Origin of the sequence: Streptomyces sp. NPDC047315 (assembly GCF_040643215.1) — a bacterium.
Lineage (GTDB): Bacteria > Actinomycetota > Actinomycetes > Streptomycetales > Streptomycetaceae > Streptomyces.
In genome coordinates this window covers 266,417-287,515 of the sequence record NZ_JBEYTZ010000004.1, presented here as the reverse complement: position 1 = coordinate 287,515, position 21,099 = coordinate 266,417, and the positions used below count along the sequence as shown (strand labels likewise).

Sequence of the window (21,099 nt, the reverse complement as noted above, 5' to 3'; positions counted from 1 at the left end):
CGATCACACCCACGTCCGGGGGCGGAAGCGATTGGCACGCTCCACCAGATCCACGCGCTCCTCGCCGCGTTGGGCGAGCCGGGCGAGCACCCGGTACGAGCGTTCCAGCCCGAAGCGCAGGCCCCGTTCGTCGAGTTCGCAGCCGAGCAGCGCGCGGGGCGCGCCGACCGGATCCGCGGTGCTCGTCGAACTCGTCGGGGGCGGTGGTGCTCCGGGACTTCCGGAGATTACCCAGTCCAGCGCCGTACCGAGTACTTCCGTGGTCAACCGCTCACCGCGCACCGCGTCGAGTCCCGCCGCCCGCAACGCCGTCACCTGCGCGGCTGCCGCGGTCAGATCGTCCAGCAGGGGGTCGAGCGCGGCGCGCCGGCGCAGCCGGGACCGTACGGCCGCCACCCGGGCCGCCGTGTAGTGGATGGACGCCTCCGGCACCGACTCCAAGGTGCGCACGGCGCCGGCGCGGTCGGCCGCGGCGAGCTGCACCCGGGCCAGCCCGAACGCGGCGCTCACATGGCTCGGGTCCGTCGTCCACACCAGCCGGTAGTACTCGGCCGCGTTGTCCAACTGGCCCAGCAGTTCGGCGCAGACGGCGAGCGCCAGCTTCGGCGCGGACTCGCCGGGGAAGGCGTCGTACACCGCGTCGAAGGAGAGCGCCGCCGCGGCCAGGCCCTCGTCGTCGCCCACCACCAGCGAGGCGAGGCCGCGGTACCAGATCACCCGCCAGTCGTCGGAGTGCTGCCGCTCCACACCCGTCAGCACGTCGAGCGCCGCGGCGTACTCGCCCGTCTCCAACCGGGCCCGCACCTCCCGCAGCCGGGTCCCGCGCGAGGGGGCGGGGACTGCGGCCAGGGCGGCGACCAGCTCGGCGGGGGCCGCCGCCAGCAGCCCGGCGAGGAAGCCGGCGTTCGGGTCGTCGGCGTCCACGTTCGGGGCCGGCAGCGCCAGCGCCACCGCGGCGGTGTCCAGCGGTGCGAGCCGCGGCGCGAGCCGGGCCGTCGACCCCCGTTGGAGTGCGCCGCCGGGCCCACCCTGACGGGGGACGGCCGCACCGCCGTCGGCCCCGCCCACAACGGTCGGCGCACCGCGCCCGTACGCGCTCCGGGGCGCCGGCCGCGCCCCCAGCGCGGACACGTCGTCCTCCGCCGCCGCGAACAGCTCCGTGTCCGCGACCTTCACCTCGGGGCCGAAGAGTGTGGAGAGCGCCGGTCGGGGCCGCCCGGTCTGGAGCGCGACGACCTCCCTGAGCACCCCCGTGAGCTGCTCCGCCATCTCCTGCGCCGAGGAGAAGCGCCGGGTCGGATCGGGGTCGGTGGCCCGGACCAGGAGCCGGTAGAACGACTCGTACGTCCGGAAGACCTCGATGTTCTCCGGGTCGGGCAGGGAGTCCACGAACACGTTCGTGTAGCCCTGGAAGTCGAAGGTCAGCACGGCGAGGGTGCGGGCGACCGTGTACAGGTCGGAGGCGACCGACGGGCCCTGCTCGGCGACCTCCGGGGCCTGGTACCCGATGGTGCCGTAGATGGCGGACTCCTCGTCGTCCATCCGCCGCACCGCGCCCAGGTCGATCAGCTTGAGCTGGTCCTGCTGCTGGATCGCGTTGTCGACCTTGAAGTCGCAGTACAGGAGGTTGCGGCCGTGCAGGTGGCCGAGGGCCTCCAGCGCCTCGATGCCGTACGCGCACGCCTGCTCGACCGGCAGCGGATCGCGCTTGCCGCCCGCGTCCCGCCGCTCGTTCGCCAACTCCTTCAGCGACTTGCCGCCGACGTACTCCATCACGATGTAGCCGTCGAGGGAGCCGGTGCGCTGGTCCAGGTGCTCCACGAAGTTGTAGATGCGGACGATGTTGGCGTGCTCGATCTCGGCGAGGAACCGCCGCTCGGAGATCGCCGCCTCCATCGCGTCCTGGTCGCCGGTGTCGAGGAGGCCCTTGAGGACCACCCAGCGGTCGGAGACCGCCCGGTCGACGGCGAGGTAGACCCAGCCGAGGCCGCCGTGCGCCAGACAGCCCACGACCTCGTACTGGCCGTGCACCACGTCCCCCGCCTCCAACTTCGGCACGAAGGAGTACGGGTGCCCGCAGGAGGTGCAGAAGCCCTCGGTGCGGCCCGGGCGCTCCCCGCGCGCCCGCCCCACCGGCGCACCGCAGTCCGAGCGGGAGCAGAACCGCTTGCGCTCGGGCACCTCGGGCACGTCCATCACCGCGGAGTGCGGATCGGGGCGCGGCACCTCCGGCACGCTCACCAGGCCCGCGCCCAGCCGGCCGCGCCCCGACGCCTTCCCGGTCGAACCCGCGGAGACCACCGAGACCGAGACCGTACGGGAAGCGGCACCGGCGCCCGACGCGGTGCGCGACAGCCGCCCCGACACCGAGCGGCGCGAGGACGCGGAGCGGGCGGTGCGCGAGGACGTGCGGCCCGACGAACGGGACGAGGCGCGGGAGCCCTGGGACGAGGCGCGCGAGCCGCGGCCCGATGCGCCGGCGCGGGCCTTCGAGCGGGCGCTGCCCGGGCCGCCGGCCGCGACCACCGGCGCGAGGCCGCAGGCGTCGCAGTACAACTCGCCGCCGCCGACGTCCTCGTACGAGCCGTCGCACTCGGGCCGCTGGCAGCGCGCGCCGCCGCTCTTCCCTCTGCTCACGTGCGTCTCGGTCATGAGGTCCCCCCGCCGTCGACGGAGCCCGGACGCCCGGGCTCCGCATGGGCCAATGCCTCCGCCACCGCCGCCTGGTAGCGCAGTACGGCCTGGTCGGCGGCGCGCAGATCGCACGGTGCGCTCCACAGCATCCGGCGGGCCGCGTCGTACCGCTCGATCAGCAGCGGGTCCTCGACCAGGCCGTGCCGGGCCGCCTTCGCCTTGTACGCGTCCAGCCGGCCGCGCAGTTCGGCACGGACCGCGAGCGGCGCGGTGACCGCCGTCAAGGACTCCCGGGCGCGCAGCAGTTCGTCCTCCGCCTCCCGCTCCAGGGACTCCAGCAGCGGGGACAGCCGGTGCCACCGGGAGTGGCGGCGGTGGTCGGCGGCGGTCACCAGCCGCTCCTGGAGCACGGTCGGCGGTCCGCTGACCGCCGGCACCTCGGACGCGGCGATCTTCGCCAGCACCTCGCCGCGGGCCGTCCGCGCCTCGGCGAGGGTGCGGTCCGCGCGGGAGAGCACGTCCCGCAGCCGCACCAACCGCTCCTCCGAGTCCTGGCGGACCTGCAACACGGCCTCGATCTCCCGGCGGACGTCCTCCAGGGCGCGCGCCGCGCGGTCGTAGCGGTCGGTGTCCGGACGGCCCCCGCCCGGCGCCGACGACAGCGGCGCGGGCCGCCAGAACGCCAAGGGATCGGAGATCACCTGGACGCGCAGCGTCGCCAACTCCTGGGTGATGGACTCCAGTTCGTCACCCGAGGGGTGTTCGCCGGGGCGCACGCCCACCGAGTGCGCGAGCGAGCGGGTGCGCTGCAACTCGGCCGACAGCAGGTCGATCCGGGCCGGCAGCGCCGACCACACGGCGTCCGCCGTGACCACCATGTTCAGCGACTTCGCGTACAGCTCGTTCATCCGCTCCACCAGGCCGGCGAGGGTGAACCGTTCCGACAGCTTCGTCGGCCCGGTCGTCGGGGCGGTGCCCCGGGCCTGGTGCGCCACCGCGACGCTGGGGCCGCGCAGCCGCTCCGTCAGGTCCACCAGGTCGTCCCGGCTCGACCAGCGGCGGCGCGCCCGGACCTCCCGGATCTGCGTCAGCGCGTCGCTGTACGCCTCGAAGTACACCCACAGCAGGGCGATCGCCTGCTCGGTCGCGGCCCAGCGGTCCTTGGTGACGCCCGTCAGCTCGGCGCCCTCCAGGAGTCTGCGGCCCGCGTGGTCCTGGAGGGCGAGCAGGGAGGTCTCGATCGCCTCGTGCTCGGAGCCCAACCGGGCCAGGGCACGGTCGACCTCGTCCCGGTCCATCACCGCCTCGGGGAGCCCGTCTCCTGAGCCGGGGAAGGATCCAGCGACGCCCATCGATCACCTCTTTCGTCGGTCAGTCGGAGCGGTATTTGGGGGCGGGGGCGGCGGTCATGCCGGGCAGGTCGGCCTCCAGCCAGTTCTCGTACGCCTGCTTCCACGCGACCGGGCGGTACTCCTCCAGCACCTTGTTGATCCGGCGCACCAGGTCGTCCTTGCCGAGCTTGGTCGCCACGCCGTAGTACTCGGTGGTGAAGGGCTTGCCGCCCTTCAGCTCGACCGCCGGGTCCTGGGCCGCCTGGCCGGCGGCGAGCGCGCTGTCGGTGACGACCGCGTCGACCAGGCCCTGCTGGAGGCGGACGAGGCAGTCGAGTTGGTTCGGCACGGTGAGCACGTCCTCGTCGCCGGGGCGACCGTCGTGCTCGTCCTGGAAGACGGCGCCGAAGGAGTTCTCCTTCAGGGCCTCGTTGGCGGTGGAGCCCTCGGCGGTGCACACCCGCTTGCCCTTGAGGCTCGCGTCGTAGCCGGTGACGTCCGAGTTCTTGGGGGCCAGCACCTGCTGGCCGGACTGGAAGTACGCGGTGGAGAACGCGACCTGCTTGATCCGGGCGCAGTTGATCGTCATCGTGCGGACGACGATGTCCACGGTGTCGTTGTTCAACGCGGGGATGCGCTGGTTCGTCGGGATGGCGCGGAAGATCACGGCGTCCTTGCTGCCGAGGAGATCCTCCGCGACGGCCCGCGCCAGGTCGATGTCGAAGCCTTCGATGGCTCCGTTGGTGGGGTTGCGGTAGCCCCAGCGGTAGCTGTTCTGGTCCACGCCGACGACCAGTTTGCCGCGCTTCTTGATGGCGGCGACGGTCGGGCCGTCGGCGGCCGACGGAGTGAGGGACGCCTCGGGGGAGTCGCACTCCTGGGCGGCGGCGCGCGTCACCGGCGTCACGGGAGTCGTCCCGCCGGTGCCGGCGGGGACGCCGGCGGACGAGATCGACGAGCCGGCGTCCTGCGACAGCGGTATCAACGTGGCGGCGGCGGCGCACGCGACGGCCATGGCGACGACACCGCCCCAGCCGCGCGCGCTGAACCGCCCGGCACCCTTGATGTCCCGCACTCCCATCACGCCCCCTCTCACCTTCTCATCGGTGCCGTTCACCGGTACTCCGAAAGCCTGCGGTTGATTCCGAGGACCGCGCCCAGCGCGCCCGCCACGCCGAGCACCACGGCCCCGACGGGCAAGACGCCCAGAGCGCCCCGGCCGTTCTCCGCGGCGCGGGTGAACTCGCGTTGTTCGTGCGCGAGCGCCTCGTCCAGCGCGGCGTCCACCTCGTCGAAGGACGTCCCGGTCGAGTCCTTCGCGCCGATGACCTTCTCCACCGCGCGCTCGTACTCACCGGCCCGGTCCGTCTCGCTCACCTGCCGGTGCAAGTCCTGCCAGGCGTCCACATCCTCGGCCGCGGCCTCGACGGGGCGCCGGCCGGCGGCGTCGTCGGCCAGCCGCTGGGCCCGGCCGAGGTCGTCGACCAGATCGCGGACGTGCTGTGCGTACTCCGTCTCGTACTTGTCCTGCTTGCCGTCGTCCGTGAGCACCGCGCCCCGGGAGACCAGCACGAGGTTCTCGTTGGCCCGCGCCTTCAGGGAGCTGATCCGCGCGTCGTTCAACACCTTGAGGGACTGCTGCCCGCTGGACTGCGCCTCGCCCAACTGGGCCGCGGCCACGGTCTGTGCGACGACCAGCCACAGCAGGACGACGGCGCACGCGGCGGTGGCCGCGAGCAGCCCGTGGTTGAAGACCCGGTTCGTGCGCAGGAAGTTGCGACGCTGCGCCCAGCCGAGCGCGCCGAGTGCGACGAGCCCGACGAGCACGGACAGCAGCGGCCAGGACCGGGCGTCCTCGTCGTCCCGGTCGAGCCGGGCCGTCTCCGCGTCGTACAGCTTCTGCGCGGCGGGCAGCAGCACCTTCGTCATCTGCTCGTTGGCGAACCGCAGGTACGCACCGCCGAGCGGGAGGCCCTGCCGGTTGTAGGCGCGGGCGGTCTCGATGTGCCCGGTGTAGATCGGCAACTGCTCGTTGAGCGTGGCGATCTGCCGGCCCGACTCGCTGCCGCCGTCGGTGTGCGTCGCGGCCTTCACCAGCAGCTGGGAGGCGCGGGCGACGTCCTTCTCGTACCGCTCGCGCACCGCGCGGGGCTCCTTGACGGCGCCGGCGAGGAAACCGCTGGAGGCGGCGGTGTCGGCGTCCGCGAGGGAGCGGTAGACGAGCGCGGCGTCCGCGCTCAGCGGCTGGCTGCGCTCGACGACGTCGTCGGCAGCGCCCGCGCGCTGCGACACCTCCAGCGCGGTCACCGCGCCGAACGCGAGCACCAGCGCGGCGAGCACCGCGCCGATGATCTGGAGCCGCCCGGGCTCGGTGGTGGCGGCGGCGCGGAGTTGGGCGGCGGCGTCGCCGAGGGTGCCGGGCGGGACGCGGGGGTCGCGCGGGGCGCGACTGCTCTCCGTTCCCTGCGTGCTCCGCGTGCTCGGCGGATGTGTCACGAGACCTCCCCCTCGGTCGCTGACGACGGCCCGCCCCCCGGCGGTTCGGGGACTGCCCCCGGCCAGCAGTATGGCCGCGATGGCCGACGAGCACAGCCGCCTTGACTGGATCTTGCACCAGCAACCGCCCCAGGTGCCCCTTGCGACGGCCCCGCGCCCCCGCGGACGGCCCCGTTCCCCCAACGTGCGCTGCGCTCGCACGCACCGTTTCCGGAGCCCCAGCTCCCCTTGACTACGCGCCGTAGGCCGAGGTGTCGCTTGTCGACTGCGGCCCGTCTGTGGCTTGTCGCGCAGTTCCCCGCGCCCCTGACACACCCGCCGTAACCCTGCGGGATCAGTGGTCTCCGCGGGTACGTCGTGGCCGTTCGCGCAGTTCCCCGCGCCCCTGTTTCGCTCAGCCCGTCAGTCGTCTGCGGATCGTGCCGGGAAAGTCCCCTACGCCCGCAGGGCGTGGGCAATTAGGGGCGCCGAGACCTGCGCGGACAACCACGACGCAGCACGCAGACACCAGCGCCCCCCGCAGGGGACGGCGCGGGGGCGGAGGGCCCCGGGGCGCGGGCCCCGGGGCAGGGCGGCTACGGGAGGTAGTGCGCGCGGGACGTCGCGTGGGACGCGGGCGGCGCCTCCACCTCGTCCAGGCCCAACAACACCGCACCCAACACCGGCGGCGCCACCACCACCTGCGCCCGCGCCTTCGGCGCGCGCTCCGCCAGCAGCACCCCGATGTGCGCGTCCAACTCCGTGTGCCGCGCCGCCAGCACCCCGCCGCCCAGCACCACCGGCGCCTCCTCCGCCAGCAGGTCCAGCTTGCCGAGGGTGACCGTCGCCATCGTGACGATCTCCTCCGCCAGCCGGCGCACCAGCGCCTGCGCGACCGGGTCGCCCGCCGCGCTGGTGGCGAAGAGCACCGGGGTGAGCTCGTGCACCCGGGCGTACGGGATCCCGCCCAGGTGCAGCGACTCGATCAGCTCCGTCATCGACCCCAGGCCGAAGTGCGCCGGCAGGGTGCGGGCCAGCTCCGTCGGCTCCCCCCGGCCGTCGTCCGCGCGCGCCGCCGACCACAGGGACTCCTCCGCGAGCCCCATGCCGCCGCCCCAGTCGCCGGAGATCTTCCCGATCGCGGGGAAGCGCGCGGTGCGCCCGTCGGGGAGCATCCCGACGCAGTTGATGCCGGCGCCGCAGGTGACCGCGACGCCCCGGGGCTCGTCGACCCCGGCCCGCAGGATCGCGAAGGTGTCGTTGCGCACCCGCGTCGACGCGGCCCAACCCCGCGCGTGCAGCGCCGCGGTGATCTGCTCCTCCTCGACGGGCAGGTCCGCGTTGGCGAGGCACGCCGAGACGTGCTGGACCCCGTCGATGTCCCGCCCTTCGGCGCGCGCCTGCGCGAGCGCCGCCGCGACGGGCGCGGCGATCGCGTCGACCGCGGCGTCGAGGCCGACCTTGGGGGGCTGGAAGCCCAGGTTCCCCCGATGCGACGCGAGCACCGACCCGTCGGCCGCCACGAAGGCCACGTCGGTCTTGCTGTTGCCCGCGTCGATCGCGAGGACTGCTGCGGTCACGCCCACGCCAGGTGCTCCCGGTTGTGTGCCAGCAGCCGGTCGGTGAGGGCTTCGGCGTACTCGTACTGGCCGACCAGCGGATGCGCCAGCAGCGCCCGGAACACCCGGTCGCGCCCGCCCCGCAGCGCCGCGTCCAGCGCCAGGTCCTCGTACCCGGTGACGTTCGCGATCAGGCCCGCGTACAGCGGGTCCACGCTCGGCACGGGCAGCGGCGTCGCGCCCTTCGCGCCGACCGCGGCCTGCACCTCGATGACCGCGTCGTCGGGGAGGAAGGGCAGCGTGCCGTCGTTGGTGGTGTTCACCACCTGGTACGGGCTGCCGCCCCCGCCGAGCAGCGAGGCCGCGAGGTCCACCGCCGCCTCCGAGTAGTACGCCCCGCCGCGCTTGGCCAGCAGCTCCGGCTTGGTGTCCAGCTTCGGGTCGCCGTACATCTCCAGCAACTGCCGCTCCATCGCGGCGACTTCCGCGGCCCGGGACGGTTTGGTCTGCTGCTCCCGCACCACCTGGTCGTGGGTGTAGTAGTAGCCCAGGTAGTACGAGGGGACGACGCCGAGCCGGTCCAGCAGCTCCCGCGGCAGCCGGACGTTGTCCGCGATGGTCGCGCCGTGCTCGGCGAGCAGCTGCGGCAGCCGGTCCGCGCCCTCCGGTCCGCCGATTCGCACCCCGGTCTCCCAGGTGAGGTGGTTGAGCCCCACGTGGTCGAGGTGGACCTCGCCGGGCGTCACGTCCAGCAGCGCGGCGAACTTGCGCTGGAAGCCGATGGCGACGTTGCACAGGCCGACGGCCTTGTGCCCGGCGGACAGCAGGGCCCGGGTCACGATCCCCACCGGGTTGGTGAAGTCGATGATCCAGGCGTTGGGGTTGGTGCGCCGCACCCGTTCGGCGATGTCGAGCACGACGGGCACGGTCCGCAGCGCCTTCGCGAGGCCGCCGGCGCCGGTCGTCTCCTGGCCGACGCAGCCGCACTCCAGCGGCCACGTCTCGTCCTGCTGCCGGGCCGCCTGGCCGCCGACGCGCAGTTGGAGGAGCACCGCGTCGGCGTCGGCGACGCCCGCGTCCACGTCGGAGGTGGTGACGACCTTCCCTCCGTGGCCCTGCTTGGCGAAGATGCGCCGGGCCAGTCCGCCGACCAGCTCCAGCCGCTCGGCGGCCGGGTCGATCAGTACGAGCTCGGTGATCGGGAGCGTGTCCCGCAGCCGGGCGAAGCCGTCGATCAACTCCGGTGTATAGGTGGATCCGCCACCCACGACAGCGAGCTTCATTCAGTCCCTAGCCCTTCACTCCGGTCAGTGTGACGCCCTCGACGAACGCCTTTTGGGCGAAGAAGAAGACGAGGATCACAGGTGCCATGACCAGCACGGTGGCGGCCATGGTCAGGTTCCAGTTGGTTTGGTGCGCGCCCTTGAAGGACTCCAGGCCGTAGCTGAGGGTCCAGGCGGCGGGGTTCTCGGACGCGTAGATCTGCGGGCCGAAGTAGTCGTTCCAGGCGTAGAAGAACTGGAACAGCGCCACCGCGGCGATCCCCGGCTTCGCCATCGGCAGGACCACCTTCAGCAGGGTCCGCACCTCGCCGCAGCCGTCCACCCGCGCCGAGTCCAGGTACTCGTTGGGGATGGTGAGCAGGAACTGCCGCAGCAGGAAGATGGAGAACGCGTCCCCGAACGCCATCGGGATGATCAGCGGCCACAGCGAGCCCGCGAGGTCCAACTCCTTCGCCCAGAACAGGTACATCGGGATCACGACGACCTGCGGCGGCAGCATCATCATCGAGATGACCAGCATCATCGTCAGCCGCTGGCCGCGGAAGCGGAACTTGGCGAGGGCGTACGCCACGGGGATGGAGCTGACCACCGTCAGGACGGTACCGAGCCCCGCGTACAGCAGCGTGTTGCGCCACCACGTCAGGAAGCCGGGCGTTTCCCACACCTTGACGTAGTTGTCCCACTCCCAGGTCCGCGGGATCAGGTCCCGGGTCAGCGCCTGTTGGTCGCTCATCAGACTGGTCAGCACGACGAAGACGAACGGCAGGACGAAGAAGAGCGCGGCGGCGACGCCGAGGGAGTGGACGCCGATCCAGTGCAGCAGCGCCTTGCGCCGGGCCGTGCGCGCGGCCGGCGACTGCGGGCCGCCGCCGCTGCGGGCGGCGGGCTTGTGGTCGATCACCTGGGCCATCTCAGTCACCCACCCGGACGAGGCCGCCGCGCCGGCGCATCAGGAACGCGGTGAAGACCATGGAGAACGCGAACAGGACGAGGGCGAGGACCGCCGCGGCGCCGTAGTCGAAGCGCTGGAAGCCGATGTTGTAGATCAGCTGCGGCAGCGTCAGCGTGGACTTCTCGGGGTAGCCGGGCTCGAACTGCTGCCCGCTGCCGCCGATGATGCCGGAGGCGACCTTCCCCGCGACCAGTGGCTGCGTGTAGTACTGCATCGTCTGGATCACCCCGGTGACCACGGCGAACAGCACGATGGGGGAGACGTTCGGCAGCGTCACGTAGCGGAAGCGCTGGAAGGAGGAGGCGCCGTCCAACTCGGCCGCCTCGTACTGCTCCTTCGGCACGTCCAGCAGCGCGGCCATGAAGATCACCATCAGGTCGCCGATGCCCCACAGCGCGAGCATGGTCAGCGCCGGCTTGGACCACGTCGGGTCGGTGAACCAGCCGGGGGCCGGCAGCCCGATCGACTCCAGGAAGGAGTTCACCGGCCCGGTGCCGGGGTTGAGCAGGAAGACGAAGGAGAGCGTCGCGGCGACCGGCGGCGCCAGGTACGGCAGGTAGAACAGGGTGCGGAAGACGCCGGCGCCGGTCTTGATCCGGGTGATCAGCAGCCCGATGCCGAGGCCGAAGACGACCCGGCAGGAGACCATCACCACGACCAGCCACAGGGTGTTCTTCAGGGCCGGCCAGAACAGCCGGTACTCGTTGAAGACGTAGGTCCAGTTCTCCACGCCGTTGGGGGTGGGCGGACGGAAGCCGTCGTACTGCATGAAGGAGAAGTAGACGGTCGAGATCAGCGGATAGGCGAAGAAGACGCTGAAGCCGATCAACCAGGGCGAGAGGAAGGCCGCGGTTCGAAGCGCCGACCTGCGGCGCTTCGAACGCAGGGTGTGCGTGGCCATACGGGGTCCGGTCCCGCTACTTCTGCTTGGCGATGTCGGTGTCGATCTGCTGGGCCGTCTTCTCCAGACCGGCCTTCAGGTCCTTCACCTTCCCCGCCTCGTACCGGTACGCGAGGTCCTGGAACGTCACCTGGTACGCACCGCCGTCGACCTGCGCGGGCGTGGTGTTGGACTTGGGGTGCTTGGCGATGTCGATGAACGTCTTGAACGCGGGGTCGAACTTCAGGTCGGGCGAGTCCAGCGCCTCGATGGTGGAGGGCACGTTGCGGATCCCGTTGGCGAAGGCGACCACGGCCGCGGTGTCCGTGGTCATGTACTTCACCAGCTCCCAGGCCGCGTTCTTCTTCTCGCTGGTGGAGGCTATGCCCATGATCGTGCCGGCGAGGTAGCCCTTGCCGTAGTCGGCGACCTGGTCGTCGGCGACCGGCATCGGAGCGGTGCCGATCTCGAACTTGACCTTGGCGTCCTTGGCCATCCCCAGCCGCCACTCGCCGTCCAGCTGCATGGCGACCTTGCCCAGGTGGAAGGGGTGCTCGGCGCCCCACTCGTCACCGAAGGTGTTGCGGTACTTCTCCAGCTTCTGGAAGCCGCCGAGCTCGTCGATCAGCCCCTTCTGGTAGGTCATCATGTTGGCGAACGCCGGGTCCTTGGCGATGTTCGACTTGCCGTCGGCGTCGAAGTACGTGGGCGACCACTGGGAGGCGTAGTGACTCACGCTCGTCTCGTAGCCGTGGTACGTCGGCATGAAGCCGAGCTGCTGGTAGCTGTCGCCCTTGGGCTGGGTGAGCTTCTTGGCGACCTCGGTGAACTCGCTCCACGTCTTGGGCGGGGCGGTGATGCCCGCCTTCTTGAACGCGTCCTTGTTGTAGTAGAGGCCGTAGGCGTCGTTCAGCAGCGGCAGCGCGCACTGGTTGCCCTCGAACCGGGTGTAGTCCAGCAGGGGCTTGTGGAACACCTTCGTCGGATCGATCTTCGACTTCTCCAGGTACGTCTTGAGGTCCACGAAGGCGCCCGAGTCGCAGAACTTGCCGACGCTGTCGGTGGAGAAGGACGACACCACGTCCGGCGCGTTGGAACCGCCCGCCCGCAGCGCCTGGTTGATCTTGTCGTCGGTCATGTTCTTGACGACCTTGACCTTGATGTTCTTGTGCGCCGCCTCGAAGCGCTTGACGTTCTCCTCGATCGCCTTGACCTCGCTGGGGGCGGACCAGCCGTGCCAGAACGTGAGCGTGGTGTCGGCCTTGGGGTCGTCGTTCGAGCCGCTGTCGTTCGACCCCGTACAGGCCGAGGCGAGCAGGGACAGTGCGGCGGTGGCGGCGAGTGCGACCGCGGTCTTCCTCGTGCGTGTGGACATGGCGGTGTCTCCCTGTGGCAGGTGCCGGGTCGGGTGTCGGGAAGGGACGTGCCGTGGTGGTGCGCAGAAGGAGAAGCGAGAGGAGGGGGCCGGGGGCCGGGGGGTGTCAGCGGGCGGAGGCGGCAGGCGTCAGGAAGGGCCGGGGGCAGGGGCGTCAGCGGGCGGAGGTGTCGAAGACCTCTTCGCGGGTGGCGGCCAGGGCGCTCTCCAACGCCCCGCGCAGCACCGGGTCTTCGCGTACGGAGGCCATCAGCAGCCGTGGCCTGGGCGCGGCCAGCTCGGTGAGCTCCGCCTGCACGCGGGCGCGCAGCGGCTCCCCGCCGGCGGTGATCGCCCGCCCGGCCAGGACGACGAGTTCGGGGTCGAGCACGGCGACGACCGAGGCGAGACCGGTCGCCAGCGCGGTGGCGTACGCGTCCAGCAGGTCCCGGTGGGGCTGGAGCGCCGGATCGGCGGGGGATTCGGCGGCCCGGGCCGCGCGCTCCATCAGTTCGACGGCGACGTCCGGGTAGTGGCCGCTGCCGACGTCCGGCACGCCCAGGTCGCGCGCCAGCCCCGGCAGCACCTGGGCGCCGGCCAGCTCCTGGAACCCGCCGCCGTTGCTCTTGGTCACCTGGCGCATCAGCGGGGTGCCCGGCACCGGCAGGAAGCCGACCTCGCCCGCGCCGCCGGTGAAGCCCCGGTGCAGCCGGCCGCCGATGACGACGGCGCCGCCCAGCCCCTCCTCGTTCCACAGCAGGACGAAGTCCCGGTGGCCGCGGGCGGCGCCCAGGCGCTGCTCGGCGACGGCGACGAGGTTGACGTCGTTCTCGTACTCGAAGGGCATCGGGAGCGCCGCCGCGAGCTCGTCCAGCAGCGTCGCGGAGTGCCAGCCGGGCAGGTGGGAGGCGTACCGCAGCCGTCCGGTGGCCGGGTCGAAGGCGCCCGGCGTCCCGATGACGAGCCGGTGGACGTCCGCGAGGGTCAGCCCGGCCGCCTTCGCGGCGCCGTCGAGCGCGTCGGTGACCTGGCGCACCACGCTGGTGCTGCGCCGGCCCCGGGTCTCCAACTCGTACTCCCCGACGACCGCGCCGGTGATGTCGGCGACGGCGGCGCGGATGCGCTGCGGGGTGACGTCGAGCCCGGCGGCGTGGCCGGCGCCCGGGTTGATCGCGTAGAGCTGGGCGCTGGGGCCGGGGCGCCCCTCCGTGGTGCCGGTGGCGACGACCAGACCGGCCTCCTCCAGCCGGACCAGGAGCTGGGACGCGGTGGGCTTGGACAGCCCGGTCAGCTTGCCTACTTTGGTACGGGACAGGGTGCCGTGCTCCAGCAGCAGATCGAGCGCGGCGCGGTCGTTCATCGCACGCAGCACGCGCGGCGTGCCGGGGGTGGTTGCGGGGGTGGTTCCGGCCACGACGGTTGCACCTGCCCTTCGGCCGCGGGGGCCCGGCGGAGGTCAGTAAGGACGCTGGACTGTTAGGAAAGTTTCCTAACAGGGCCTGAACGTATGCCGGTGGCCGTACGGGCGTCAATGGCCGTCACGCGCGCGGCAACCAAAGCGTTACCTTCGGCACGCCGCCGTATGCATGAGAAAGCGGGCACCCGGTGAAACCGGGTGCCCGCTCGGTGTGAGTTCGGGGGCTACTTCGTCAGGTTCGGGCCGGGCGCCGGTATCGGCGCGGTGGCCAGCGACTGGGGCGAGGTGGGGCTCGCCAGCGCGGACGGCGGGGCGACCGACGCCGACGGGTCCGCGGCCGGGGCCTCCTGCTCCACCATCGGCAGCCCGCCCACGATCTGGATGCCCGCCGCGTCGAAGGCGCGCTTGATCCGCCAGCGCAGCTCCCGCTCGACCGAGAGCGACTTGCCCGGCATCGTCTTGCCCGCGACCCGGATCGTCATCGACTCCAGCAGCACCTCGGTCAGGCCCAGGGTCTCCACCGGGCCCCACAGCTGCTCGTTCCACGGCTCGGCCTTCGCCAGCTCGTCGGCGACCTCGCCGAGGACGCCGCGCACCCGGTCCAGGTCCTCGGTCGGCCGGACCGTGACGTCCACGGTCGCGGTGGCCCAGCCCTGGCTCAGGTTGCCGATCCGCTTGATCTCGCCGTTGCGCACGTACCAGATCTCGCCGTCGACCCCGCGCAGCTTGGTCACCCGCAGGCCCACCTCGACGACCTCGCCCGAGGCCACGCCCGCGTCGATGGAGTCACCGACGCCGTACTGGTCCTCCATGATCATGAAGACGCCGGAGAGGAAGTCGGTGACCAGGTTGCGGGCGCCGAAGCCGATCGCCACGCCCGCGACGCCCGCGGACGCCAGCAGCGGCGCCAGATTGATCTCGAAGGCGCCGAGGACCATCAGCGCCGCGGTGCCCATGATGAGGAACGACGCCACGGAGCGCAGCACCGACCCGATGGCCTCCGACCGCTGCCGGCGCCGCTCCGCGTTCACCAGCAGCCCGCCGAGCGCGGTGCCCTGCACGGCCTGGGCGGAACGGTTCATCCGCTCTATCAGCTTCGTCAGCGCCCGGCGCACCAGGAACCGCAGCACCAGCGCGACGATCACGATCAGGGCGATCCGCAGGCCGGTGTTCAGCCAGGTGGACCAGTTCTGCTCCACCCATCCAGCGGCGTTCCCCGCCTTCTCCGCGGCCTCGTCGAGCGTGACGGGCTTCGACTCCGGCGTCGGCTCCGACGAGGGCGACGACGGGCCGGCGGCGAGGACGAGGGATGACCAGATGGCGGTCACGGGAGGAACCTCCTGGCATGGCGTACGGCAGGCCAACCACCCTAACGGGGGCATCTCCTCCACTTGCCGTTCCGGACGCGAGGAGAGAGAAGGCTCACCCGGGGGCGGGTGGGGGAGCGGCTCGGGAACAGGCATTCGTTGGATGAGTGGGTTCCGTGGTGTGTCCGTGGTGTGGTTGAAAACACTCCCAGCCCGTTACCGCCATGTGGTGGCGCTCGGACCTGGGCTGAGGAGAGACTGAAGTACAGATCGTCCCGGCGCGAGCCACGCGTCGCCGGCGTACAAGGAGGCATCAACCGTGCCGCACGTCCTGGTCCTCAACGCGTCGTACGAGCCGCTCGGCGTCGTACCGCTCCGCCGCGCGCTCGTCCTCGTCCTGGAGAACAAGGCCCTGTGCCTGGAGGAGTCCGGCGCCTTCCTGCACAGTGCGACCCGTGTCGTCGCCGCGCCCAGCGTCGTCCGGCTGAAACGGTTCGTACGGGTCCCCTACCGGGGGCCCGTTCCACTGACCCGCAAAGCGCTCTTCGCCCGCGACGGCGGGCGTTGCATGTACTGCGGTGGCGTCGCAACCAGCGTCGACCACGTCATCCCGCGCAGCCGCGGCGGCCAGCACGCCTGGGACAACGTGGTCGCGGCCTGTCGCCGCTGCAACCACGTGAAGGCCGACCGCCACCTGCGGGAGCTGGGCTGGCGCCTGCGCTCCCAACCGGGCCCGCCGTCGGGCCTCGCATGGCGGATCATCGGCACCGGCCACCGCGACCCCCGCTGGCTGCCGTACCTACAGCCGTACGGCGCGGACGACGTGATGGCCCGCATAGACGGGGCGCGGATGGACGGCGCACGGATGGACGGCGTTTCCGCCTGACACCGGCGCCGTCTGCTGTTTCCGTCGCCCCGCCGTCCCCTTCCGGACCCCGCCTGGGCCCGGAAGGTACGCGCCCCCGTACCGCCGTCGGTCAGCCGAAGAGGGCGACGACCCCGTTCACCCAGATCGCGAGGAACGCGAGGACCCCCACCAGGCAGCCGACACCCGCCAGCACGCCACCGACCGTCCACGGCTCCGAGGACGCCGTCTCGGCCTCGCCGTCCAGGCCGGCCAGGTAGGAGGCGGGGTCGTCCCAGGCGACGGGTCGCCCCAGCTCCCCGGCGCAGGCAGTCCGCAGGTCGACGAGGTGCGCCTGCGCGAAGGGGGTGGCGGCCATCGCCTCGGGGCCGCGCCAGGCGAGGGCCTTCATCCGCCACGCGGGAGATCCGTACCGCGCCTCGAAGGCGGCCGTCTCGTCGGGGTCACGGTCCTCTTCGAGGTACATCCACCGCCCGGCCTCGGCGGCATCGCCGAAGAGCCGGTACACCTCAGCCAGCCGCCGCCGGAGCGTCAGGTCGTGGGGAAAGGACGACACGAGACCGCGCAGCCGCTGGCGCGCGACGGGCACACGTCCGGCGGCCAGGTCCGCGTCGACTCGGGCAAGGGTCTCTCTCAACGGCATGAACACATGATCGGTTGTCCCACCGACCCCCGTCGACCTGGTTGTTTGCCCGGCCCACCCGCCCGCCCGCGGTACGTCCAGCCTGGCCGATCTACGGGCCGAGCCCGTCGCCCACCGAGAGACGCCACTGGTGCGCGACTTCTTGGAGCAGACCGCCTGACCGCAGGGGCAAACGGCAGGGATAGCCGCGGGTCGCCCGGGGAAAGGATCATCGAGGCCGGAGCCCTGCGCTCCGGTCGCACCGATGCACGCGCACGACCGCACGCGCACGACCGCAAGCGCACGAAACCAGAGCACGTCCTTTCACGGCCCGCCGTACCGCTGACCGAAAGGCTCTCTTTCCTTGCGCGCACAGAACCTGGACACCGTCCGCGAACCCGCCCCCACCATGTGGGAGAAGTTCCCCGCCATCCAGCGGGGGCTCGATCGGCTGGAGCGCAGGCCCACCGCCTTCGGGCTGGTCATGTGGGCCGCCGGTCTGATGAAACCGGTCTTCATGGACCACGTGGTCACGCCCGAGCCCCGCGCCGAACTCGGGCCGGTGCGGGAGGTGTTGGAGCGGGGCCGGGAGGAGTACGCGAAGCGGCTGACGGGCTTCGTCGACCTCGCGGACCACCTCGGGCGCATCCCCGTCGACGGCAGGGAGCGGGGGACCAGTCCGTACTGGGGGAACACCTGGCTGCCGCCGCTGGACGCGCTGTCGCTCTACGGGGTGCTCGCGCAGACCAACCCGGCGCGGTACCTGGAGATCGGGTCAGGCAACTCCACCATGTTCGCCCGGCGAGCCGTTTCCGACCACGGGCTGGACACGCGGATCACGTCCATCGACCCGGCGCCGCGCGCCGAGATCGACGGCCTCTGCGACGAGGTGGTCCGGGTGCCGCTCCAGGACGCGGAGCACGATGTGTTCGCGGAACTCCAGGCCGGGGACGTCGTCTTCCTCGACGGGTCGCACCGGCTGCACATGGGGTCGGACGTCATGGTCTTCTTCTTCGAGATCCTGCCGAAGCTGAACCCCGGAGTGCTGGTGCAGGTGCACGACATCATGCTGCCTGCGGACTATCCGGAGTCCTGGCGGTGGCGGATGTACTCCGAGCAGTACCTGTTGGCGGCGATGCTGACGGCCGCGCCGGAGCGGTTCGACGTCCTCCTGCCGAACGCCTTCCTCCACCGCGACCCCGAGCTACGGGCGATCCTGCGCCCGCTGTGGCGACGACTCGGCGTCACCCGGCACTTCCAACCCGCCTCCTTCTGGTGGCGGCACCAGCCCTGACGCACCCGGCCCCGACGCGTCCTGCTCAGGGCGCCACCGCGTACGCCTCCACCGCGAAGAACGAGTAGCCGAAGCGCGTCGCCCGCTCGTCCCCCTGCACCCGGACGAAGCGGACGTCGGGGGCGTCCATCCGGACCGACTCACGGCCGCCCGCGCCCGCCGTCACCGTCGCCGCGTCGCGCCAGGTGCGGCCGTCGGAGGAGACCTGGACGCGGTAGCGCGCGGCGTACGCGTCCTGCCAGTGCACGACGACCTGGCCCAGCCGCACCGGAGCGGCCAGTTCCACCTGCCACCAGGCGCCGTCCTCGTACGGGGAGGACCACCGGCTCCCCGCGTCGCCGTCCAGCGCCGCGGACGCGGGGAAGTCGGGGGTCTCGTCGCCCGAGGAGGACGCGGTCGTGCCGGGCAACCGCAGCAGGTCCGGGCCGCCGGTGCGCGGGAAGGCGCGGACCGTGAGGGTCTGTTGGCCGCCGGCGAAGGAGAGCGGGACGAGGTACGTGCCGGCGGGCGCGTCCGGTGCGACCGTGACCTCGACCGGGACCGTCGTGGCCCGGCCGCGCGCCACGGCCGCCTCGTCGGGCAGCTTCACGTCCACCCCGGGCGGCGCCTTCGCCGTGAGCGGGCCCCGCGCGTCGGCGGGCCGCTGCGGAGTGAGGCGTACGTCCACGCGCTGCGCAGCGCCGCCTATCTCCGCGTCCGTCGGCTTGCGCGGCAGGTCGAGCCCGACCGCGGGCACGTCCGCGAACCACGGCACCACAGCCCGTACGCCCGTCGCCCCGACGACCCGCAGCGCGTCCGCCCGCAGCGACTTCGTCGGGACCTGCGTCCAGCCCGTGGGGGACAGCTCGGCGACCGCACGCCAGCCCTCGCCCGGGGCGCGGGCCTCCAACCGGCCGGTCGGCGCGCCCGCGGCCTTCGCCGCGGTCATCACCGTGACCGCGTCCAGCGGCCGTACGCGGCCGAGGTCCACCACGCCCGTCGCGTCCTGCCCTTCCGCGACCCGGGCCGCGCCCGTCCACTGCGCGGCCTCCTGCACCGCCCGGTCCACGAAGGGGCCCAGCACCCCCTTGCCGACCACCGCGGGGCTCGCCGCCAACTCCCGGCGCACCGGCTCCAGCGCCAGCGACGCCGCCCAGGCGGCTGCGCCGTCACCGCGCGCCTGGGCCTGGAGCAGTTCGACGGCGAGTTCGCCGGCCCGGCCGTAGCGGGCCAGTTGGTCCAGCCAGGGCCGCATCTCGTCGTCCAACCGGCCGTCCGCGGGGCCGGTGAGCTTGCCGGGTGCCTGACGCGCCGCGGTGAACTGCGCCTTCAGCGCCGCCGCCGCGTCGTCCCTGACCTTGTTGGTGCCGGCGCGGGTGCGCCAGAACGCGTCGATCAACGGCCGGAGGTGGTCGGACTCGGCGCCGCTCAGCACGGACGAGGTGTGGTGGCCGGCGACCGCGCCGAGCGCGTCCCGCGCCGCCGGGTCCCCGCCCGCGAGGTCGTCCAGCGCGGCCCGCCACGACTCCTGCGGCCGGTAGCCCTTCGGGTTCCACGCGTAGTCCGCGGCGGTGAACAGCGGGATGCGGGACGCGGATGCCTGCTCCATCGCGTTCGCCAGCAGCGCCGCCGAGCCCGCCGCCACCGCCGGGTCGCGGCCGGTGTACGGGCCGAGGAAGAGCCGGTCCTGGTCGTAGTCGTTCACGGGATAGTTGTCCATCGTCACCAGCGGGTGCCGGAAGGCGGCGCGCGCCTTCGCCACGTCGCCGCCGGTGATGGTCCGCGGCACCACCCCGACGCCCGTCCACGCCACCTGGACCCGCCCGTCCAACTCCGCTGCCAGCGCGCGCCGGTACGCCGTGTCCCCGTCCTGATAGAACTCCGTCGGCATCAGCGACAGCGGCTCGGCGCCCGGGTGGCGCTCCGCCAGGTGCCGGGCCACCGCGTCCGCGAGGCGCGCGTGCGCCCGCGCCGCCGCCCCGGGGCCGCGCCCGAAGGCGTCCGCGTCCCGGCCGCAGTGCCACTCGCTGTAGCTGACGTCCTGGAACTGGAGCTGGAAGGCGCGCACGCCCAGCGCCCACATCGCGTCGATCTTCCGCGTCAGGGCGCGTACGTCCCCGTCGTCGGCGAGGCACATCTCCTGCGCGGGCGCCACCGCCCACGCGAGCGTGACGTGATTGCGCCGCGCCCGCTCGGCCAGCTCCCGGAACTCGGCGCGGGCCTTCGCCGGGTACGCGTCGCGCCAGCGCGCCTGCCGGAAGGGGTCGTCGCCCGGGGCGTACAGATAGCGGTTCTGCTTGGTGCGGCCCATGAAGTCGAGCTGCGCCAGCCGCTCTTGGTGGGTCCACGGCTCGCCGTAGAAGCCCTCCGCCGTGCCGCGCACCGCCGTGCCGGGCCAGTCGTGCACGACGACCTCGGCGATCGCGCCGCGGTCGACGAGCTGGCGCAGGGTCTGGACGCCGTGGAAGAGGCCGGCCGCGTCGACGCCGTCGACGGCGATGCTGACGCGGCCGTCGAGCCGGCCCGACGCGAGGCGGTAGCCGCCGGCGGGCAGCTCGCCCGGCGCGGACGCGCCCGGGGCCAGCGCCCGCAGCGCGAGCTGCGCGCCGGCGCCGCCGAGGTGCAGGACGGGGCCGCGCCCGCCGGGCGGTGCGGTGCGGGCGGGGGTCGTGCGGGCGCCGGCGTCCCGCAGCACCTGGTGGGCGAGGTCCACGGCGTACGGATCGGCGTCCGGGTCCGCGACCACCGTGAGCTCCCCGCCCAGCGGCAGCGCGGCGCCGCGCGCCTTCATCGACTGCGGGCGCGGCCACACGGAGGGCGGGGCGGTGGTGGAGGCGGGGGCGGTCGTGGTGGCGCGGTTCGTGGTGCCCGGGGTGGCGCCGGGCGCGGCGGGCTGGGCGAGCGCGGTCCCCTGACCGCCGCCGAGGAGTCCGCCGACCACCGCCACGGCGAGGGCGGTGGCCCGTCGCCTTCCGCGCGCGGACCGCACGTCGTCACCCATCACGCACGCACCACTCATCACTCCAAGGTCTCTGAACGGTAACGAGCCCATCACCCTGGCTGGGACGTGTCAACGGACGTGGGCGATCTGCGGCATATGCGAGTGGGGCCGGCGATGCGTGGGAGCTCCGGGGGTCTGGGATCGCT

At 72.7% G+C, this 21,099-nt stretch carries 15 protein-coding genes; 2 read left to right on the top strand and 13 right to left on the bottom strand.

Translation table 11 applies throughout. The features are described 5' to 3' along the window. Positions 1–3: 3 nt before the first annotated feature. From ABZ842_RS06305 to ABZ842_RS06255, 11 genes are all read right to left on the bottom strand, one after another. Positions 4–2,652, bottom strand: a complete 2,649-nt coding sequence (locus tag ABZ842_RS06305; RefSeq protein WP_361532507.1) for a tetratricopeptide repeat protein — start codon at positions 2,650–2,652, stop codon at positions 4–6. Then, complete coding sequence (locus ABZ842_RS06300) at positions 2,649–3,986, bottom strand: hypothetical protein (protein WP_361532504.1); 1,338 nt, start codon at positions 3,984–3,986, stop codon at positions 2,649–2,651. Before ABZ842_RS06300 ends, ABZ842_RS06305 begins: the two co-directional genes overlap by 4 nt. A 19-nt stretch (positions 3,987–4,005) precedes the next feature. After that, entirely contained in the window at positions 4,006–5,046 is a 1,041-nt protein-coding gene (locus tag ABZ842_RS06295) for a glutamate ABC transporter substrate-binding protein (protein WP_361532694.1), read from the bottom strand. A 32-nt stretch (positions 5,047–5,078) separates the two neighbouring features. Beyond that, positions 5,079–6,461: a hypothetical protein gene (locus ABZ842_RS06290; protein WP_361532501.1), complete on the bottom strand. Its 1,383-nt coding sequence runs from the start codon at positions 6,459–6,461 to the stop codon at positions 5,079–5,081. A gap of 575 nt (positions 6,462–7,036) precedes the next feature. After that, positions 7,037–8,026, bottom strand: a complete 990-nt coding sequence (locus ABZ842_RS06285) for a BadF/BadG/BcrA/BcrD ATPase family protein (protein ID WP_361532498.1) — start codon at positions 8,024–8,026, stop codon at positions 7,037–7,039. After that, positions 8,017–9,282: a 6-phospho-beta-glucosidase gene (locus ABZ842_RS06280; protein ID WP_361532495.1), complete on the bottom strand. Its 1,266-nt coding sequence runs from the start codon at positions 9,280–9,282 to the stop codon at positions 8,017–8,019. Before ABZ842_RS06280 ends, ABZ842_RS06285 begins: the two co-directional genes overlap by 10 nt. 7 nt (positions 9,283–9,289) lie before the next feature. Then, complete coding sequence (locus ABZ842_RS06275) at positions 9,290–10,192, bottom strand: carbohydrate ABC transporter permease (RefSeq protein WP_361532492.1); 903 nt, start codon at positions 10,190–10,192, stop codon at positions 9,290–9,292. Between the two features lies 1 nt (position 10,193). Continuing rightward, a complete protein-coding gene (locus tag ABZ842_RS06270) occupies positions 10,194–11,135 on the bottom strand; it encodes a sugar ABC transporter permease (protein ID WP_361532489.1) in 942 nt (313 codons plus the stop codon). Positions 11,136–11,151: 16 nt separating this feature from the next. Next, positions 11,152–12,489, bottom strand: a complete 1,338-nt coding sequence (locus tag ABZ842_RS06265) for an ABC transporter substrate-binding protein (RefSeq protein WP_361532486.1) — start codon at positions 12,487–12,489, stop codon at positions 11,152–11,154. Between the two features lie 154 nt (positions 12,490–12,643). Continuing rightward, entirely contained in the window at positions 12,644–13,882 is a 1,239-nt protein-coding gene (locus tag ABZ842_RS06260; protein ID WP_361532483.1) for an ROK family transcriptional regulator, read from the bottom strand. A gap of 227 nt (positions 13,883–14,109) precedes the next feature. Next, positions 14,110–15,213 (bottom strand): mechanosensitive ion channel family protein, encoded by a 1,104-nt coding sequence (locus tag ABZ842_RS06255; RefSeq protein WP_361532480.1) that lies wholly within the window; start codon positions 15,211–15,213, stop codon positions 14,110–14,112. A gap of 298 nt (positions 15,214–15,511) precedes the next feature. On the opposite strand from ABZ842_RS06255, the gene ABZ842_RS06250 reads away from it, so the two are divergent. After that, a complete protein-coding gene (locus ABZ842_RS06250; RefSeq protein WP_361532477.1) occupies positions 15,512–16,078 on the top strand; it encodes an HNH endonuclease in 567 nt (188 codons plus the stop codon). Positions 16,079–16,169: 91 nt separating this feature from the next. Here the strand turns inward: ABZ842_RS06250 and ABZ842_RS06245 are convergent, their stop codons facing one another. Continuing rightward, positions 16,170–16,700, bottom strand: a complete 531-nt coding sequence (locus ABZ842_RS06245) for a DUF6584 family protein (protein WP_361532474.1) — start codon at positions 16,698–16,700, stop codon at positions 16,170–16,172. A gap of 343 nt (positions 16,701–17,043) precedes the next feature. On the opposite strand from ABZ842_RS06245, the gene ABZ842_RS06240 reads away from it, so the two are divergent. Next, on the top strand, positions 17,044–17,973 hold the full coding sequence (locus tag ABZ842_RS06240; protein WP_361532471.1) for a class I SAM-dependent methyltransferase: 930 nt from the start codon (positions 17,044–17,046) through the stop codon (positions 17,971–17,973). Positions 17,974–17,998: 25 nt separating this feature from the next. Here ABZ842_RS06240 and ABZ842_RS06235 read toward each other — a convergent pair whose 3' ends face one another. Next, positions 17,999–20,953 (bottom strand): beta-N-acetylglucosaminidase domain-containing protein, encoded by a 2,955-nt coding sequence (locus ABZ842_RS06235; RefSeq protein ID WP_361532468.1) that lies wholly within the window; start codon positions 20,951–20,953, stop codon positions 17,999–18,001. Positions 20,954–21,099: the final 146 nt, after the last annotated feature.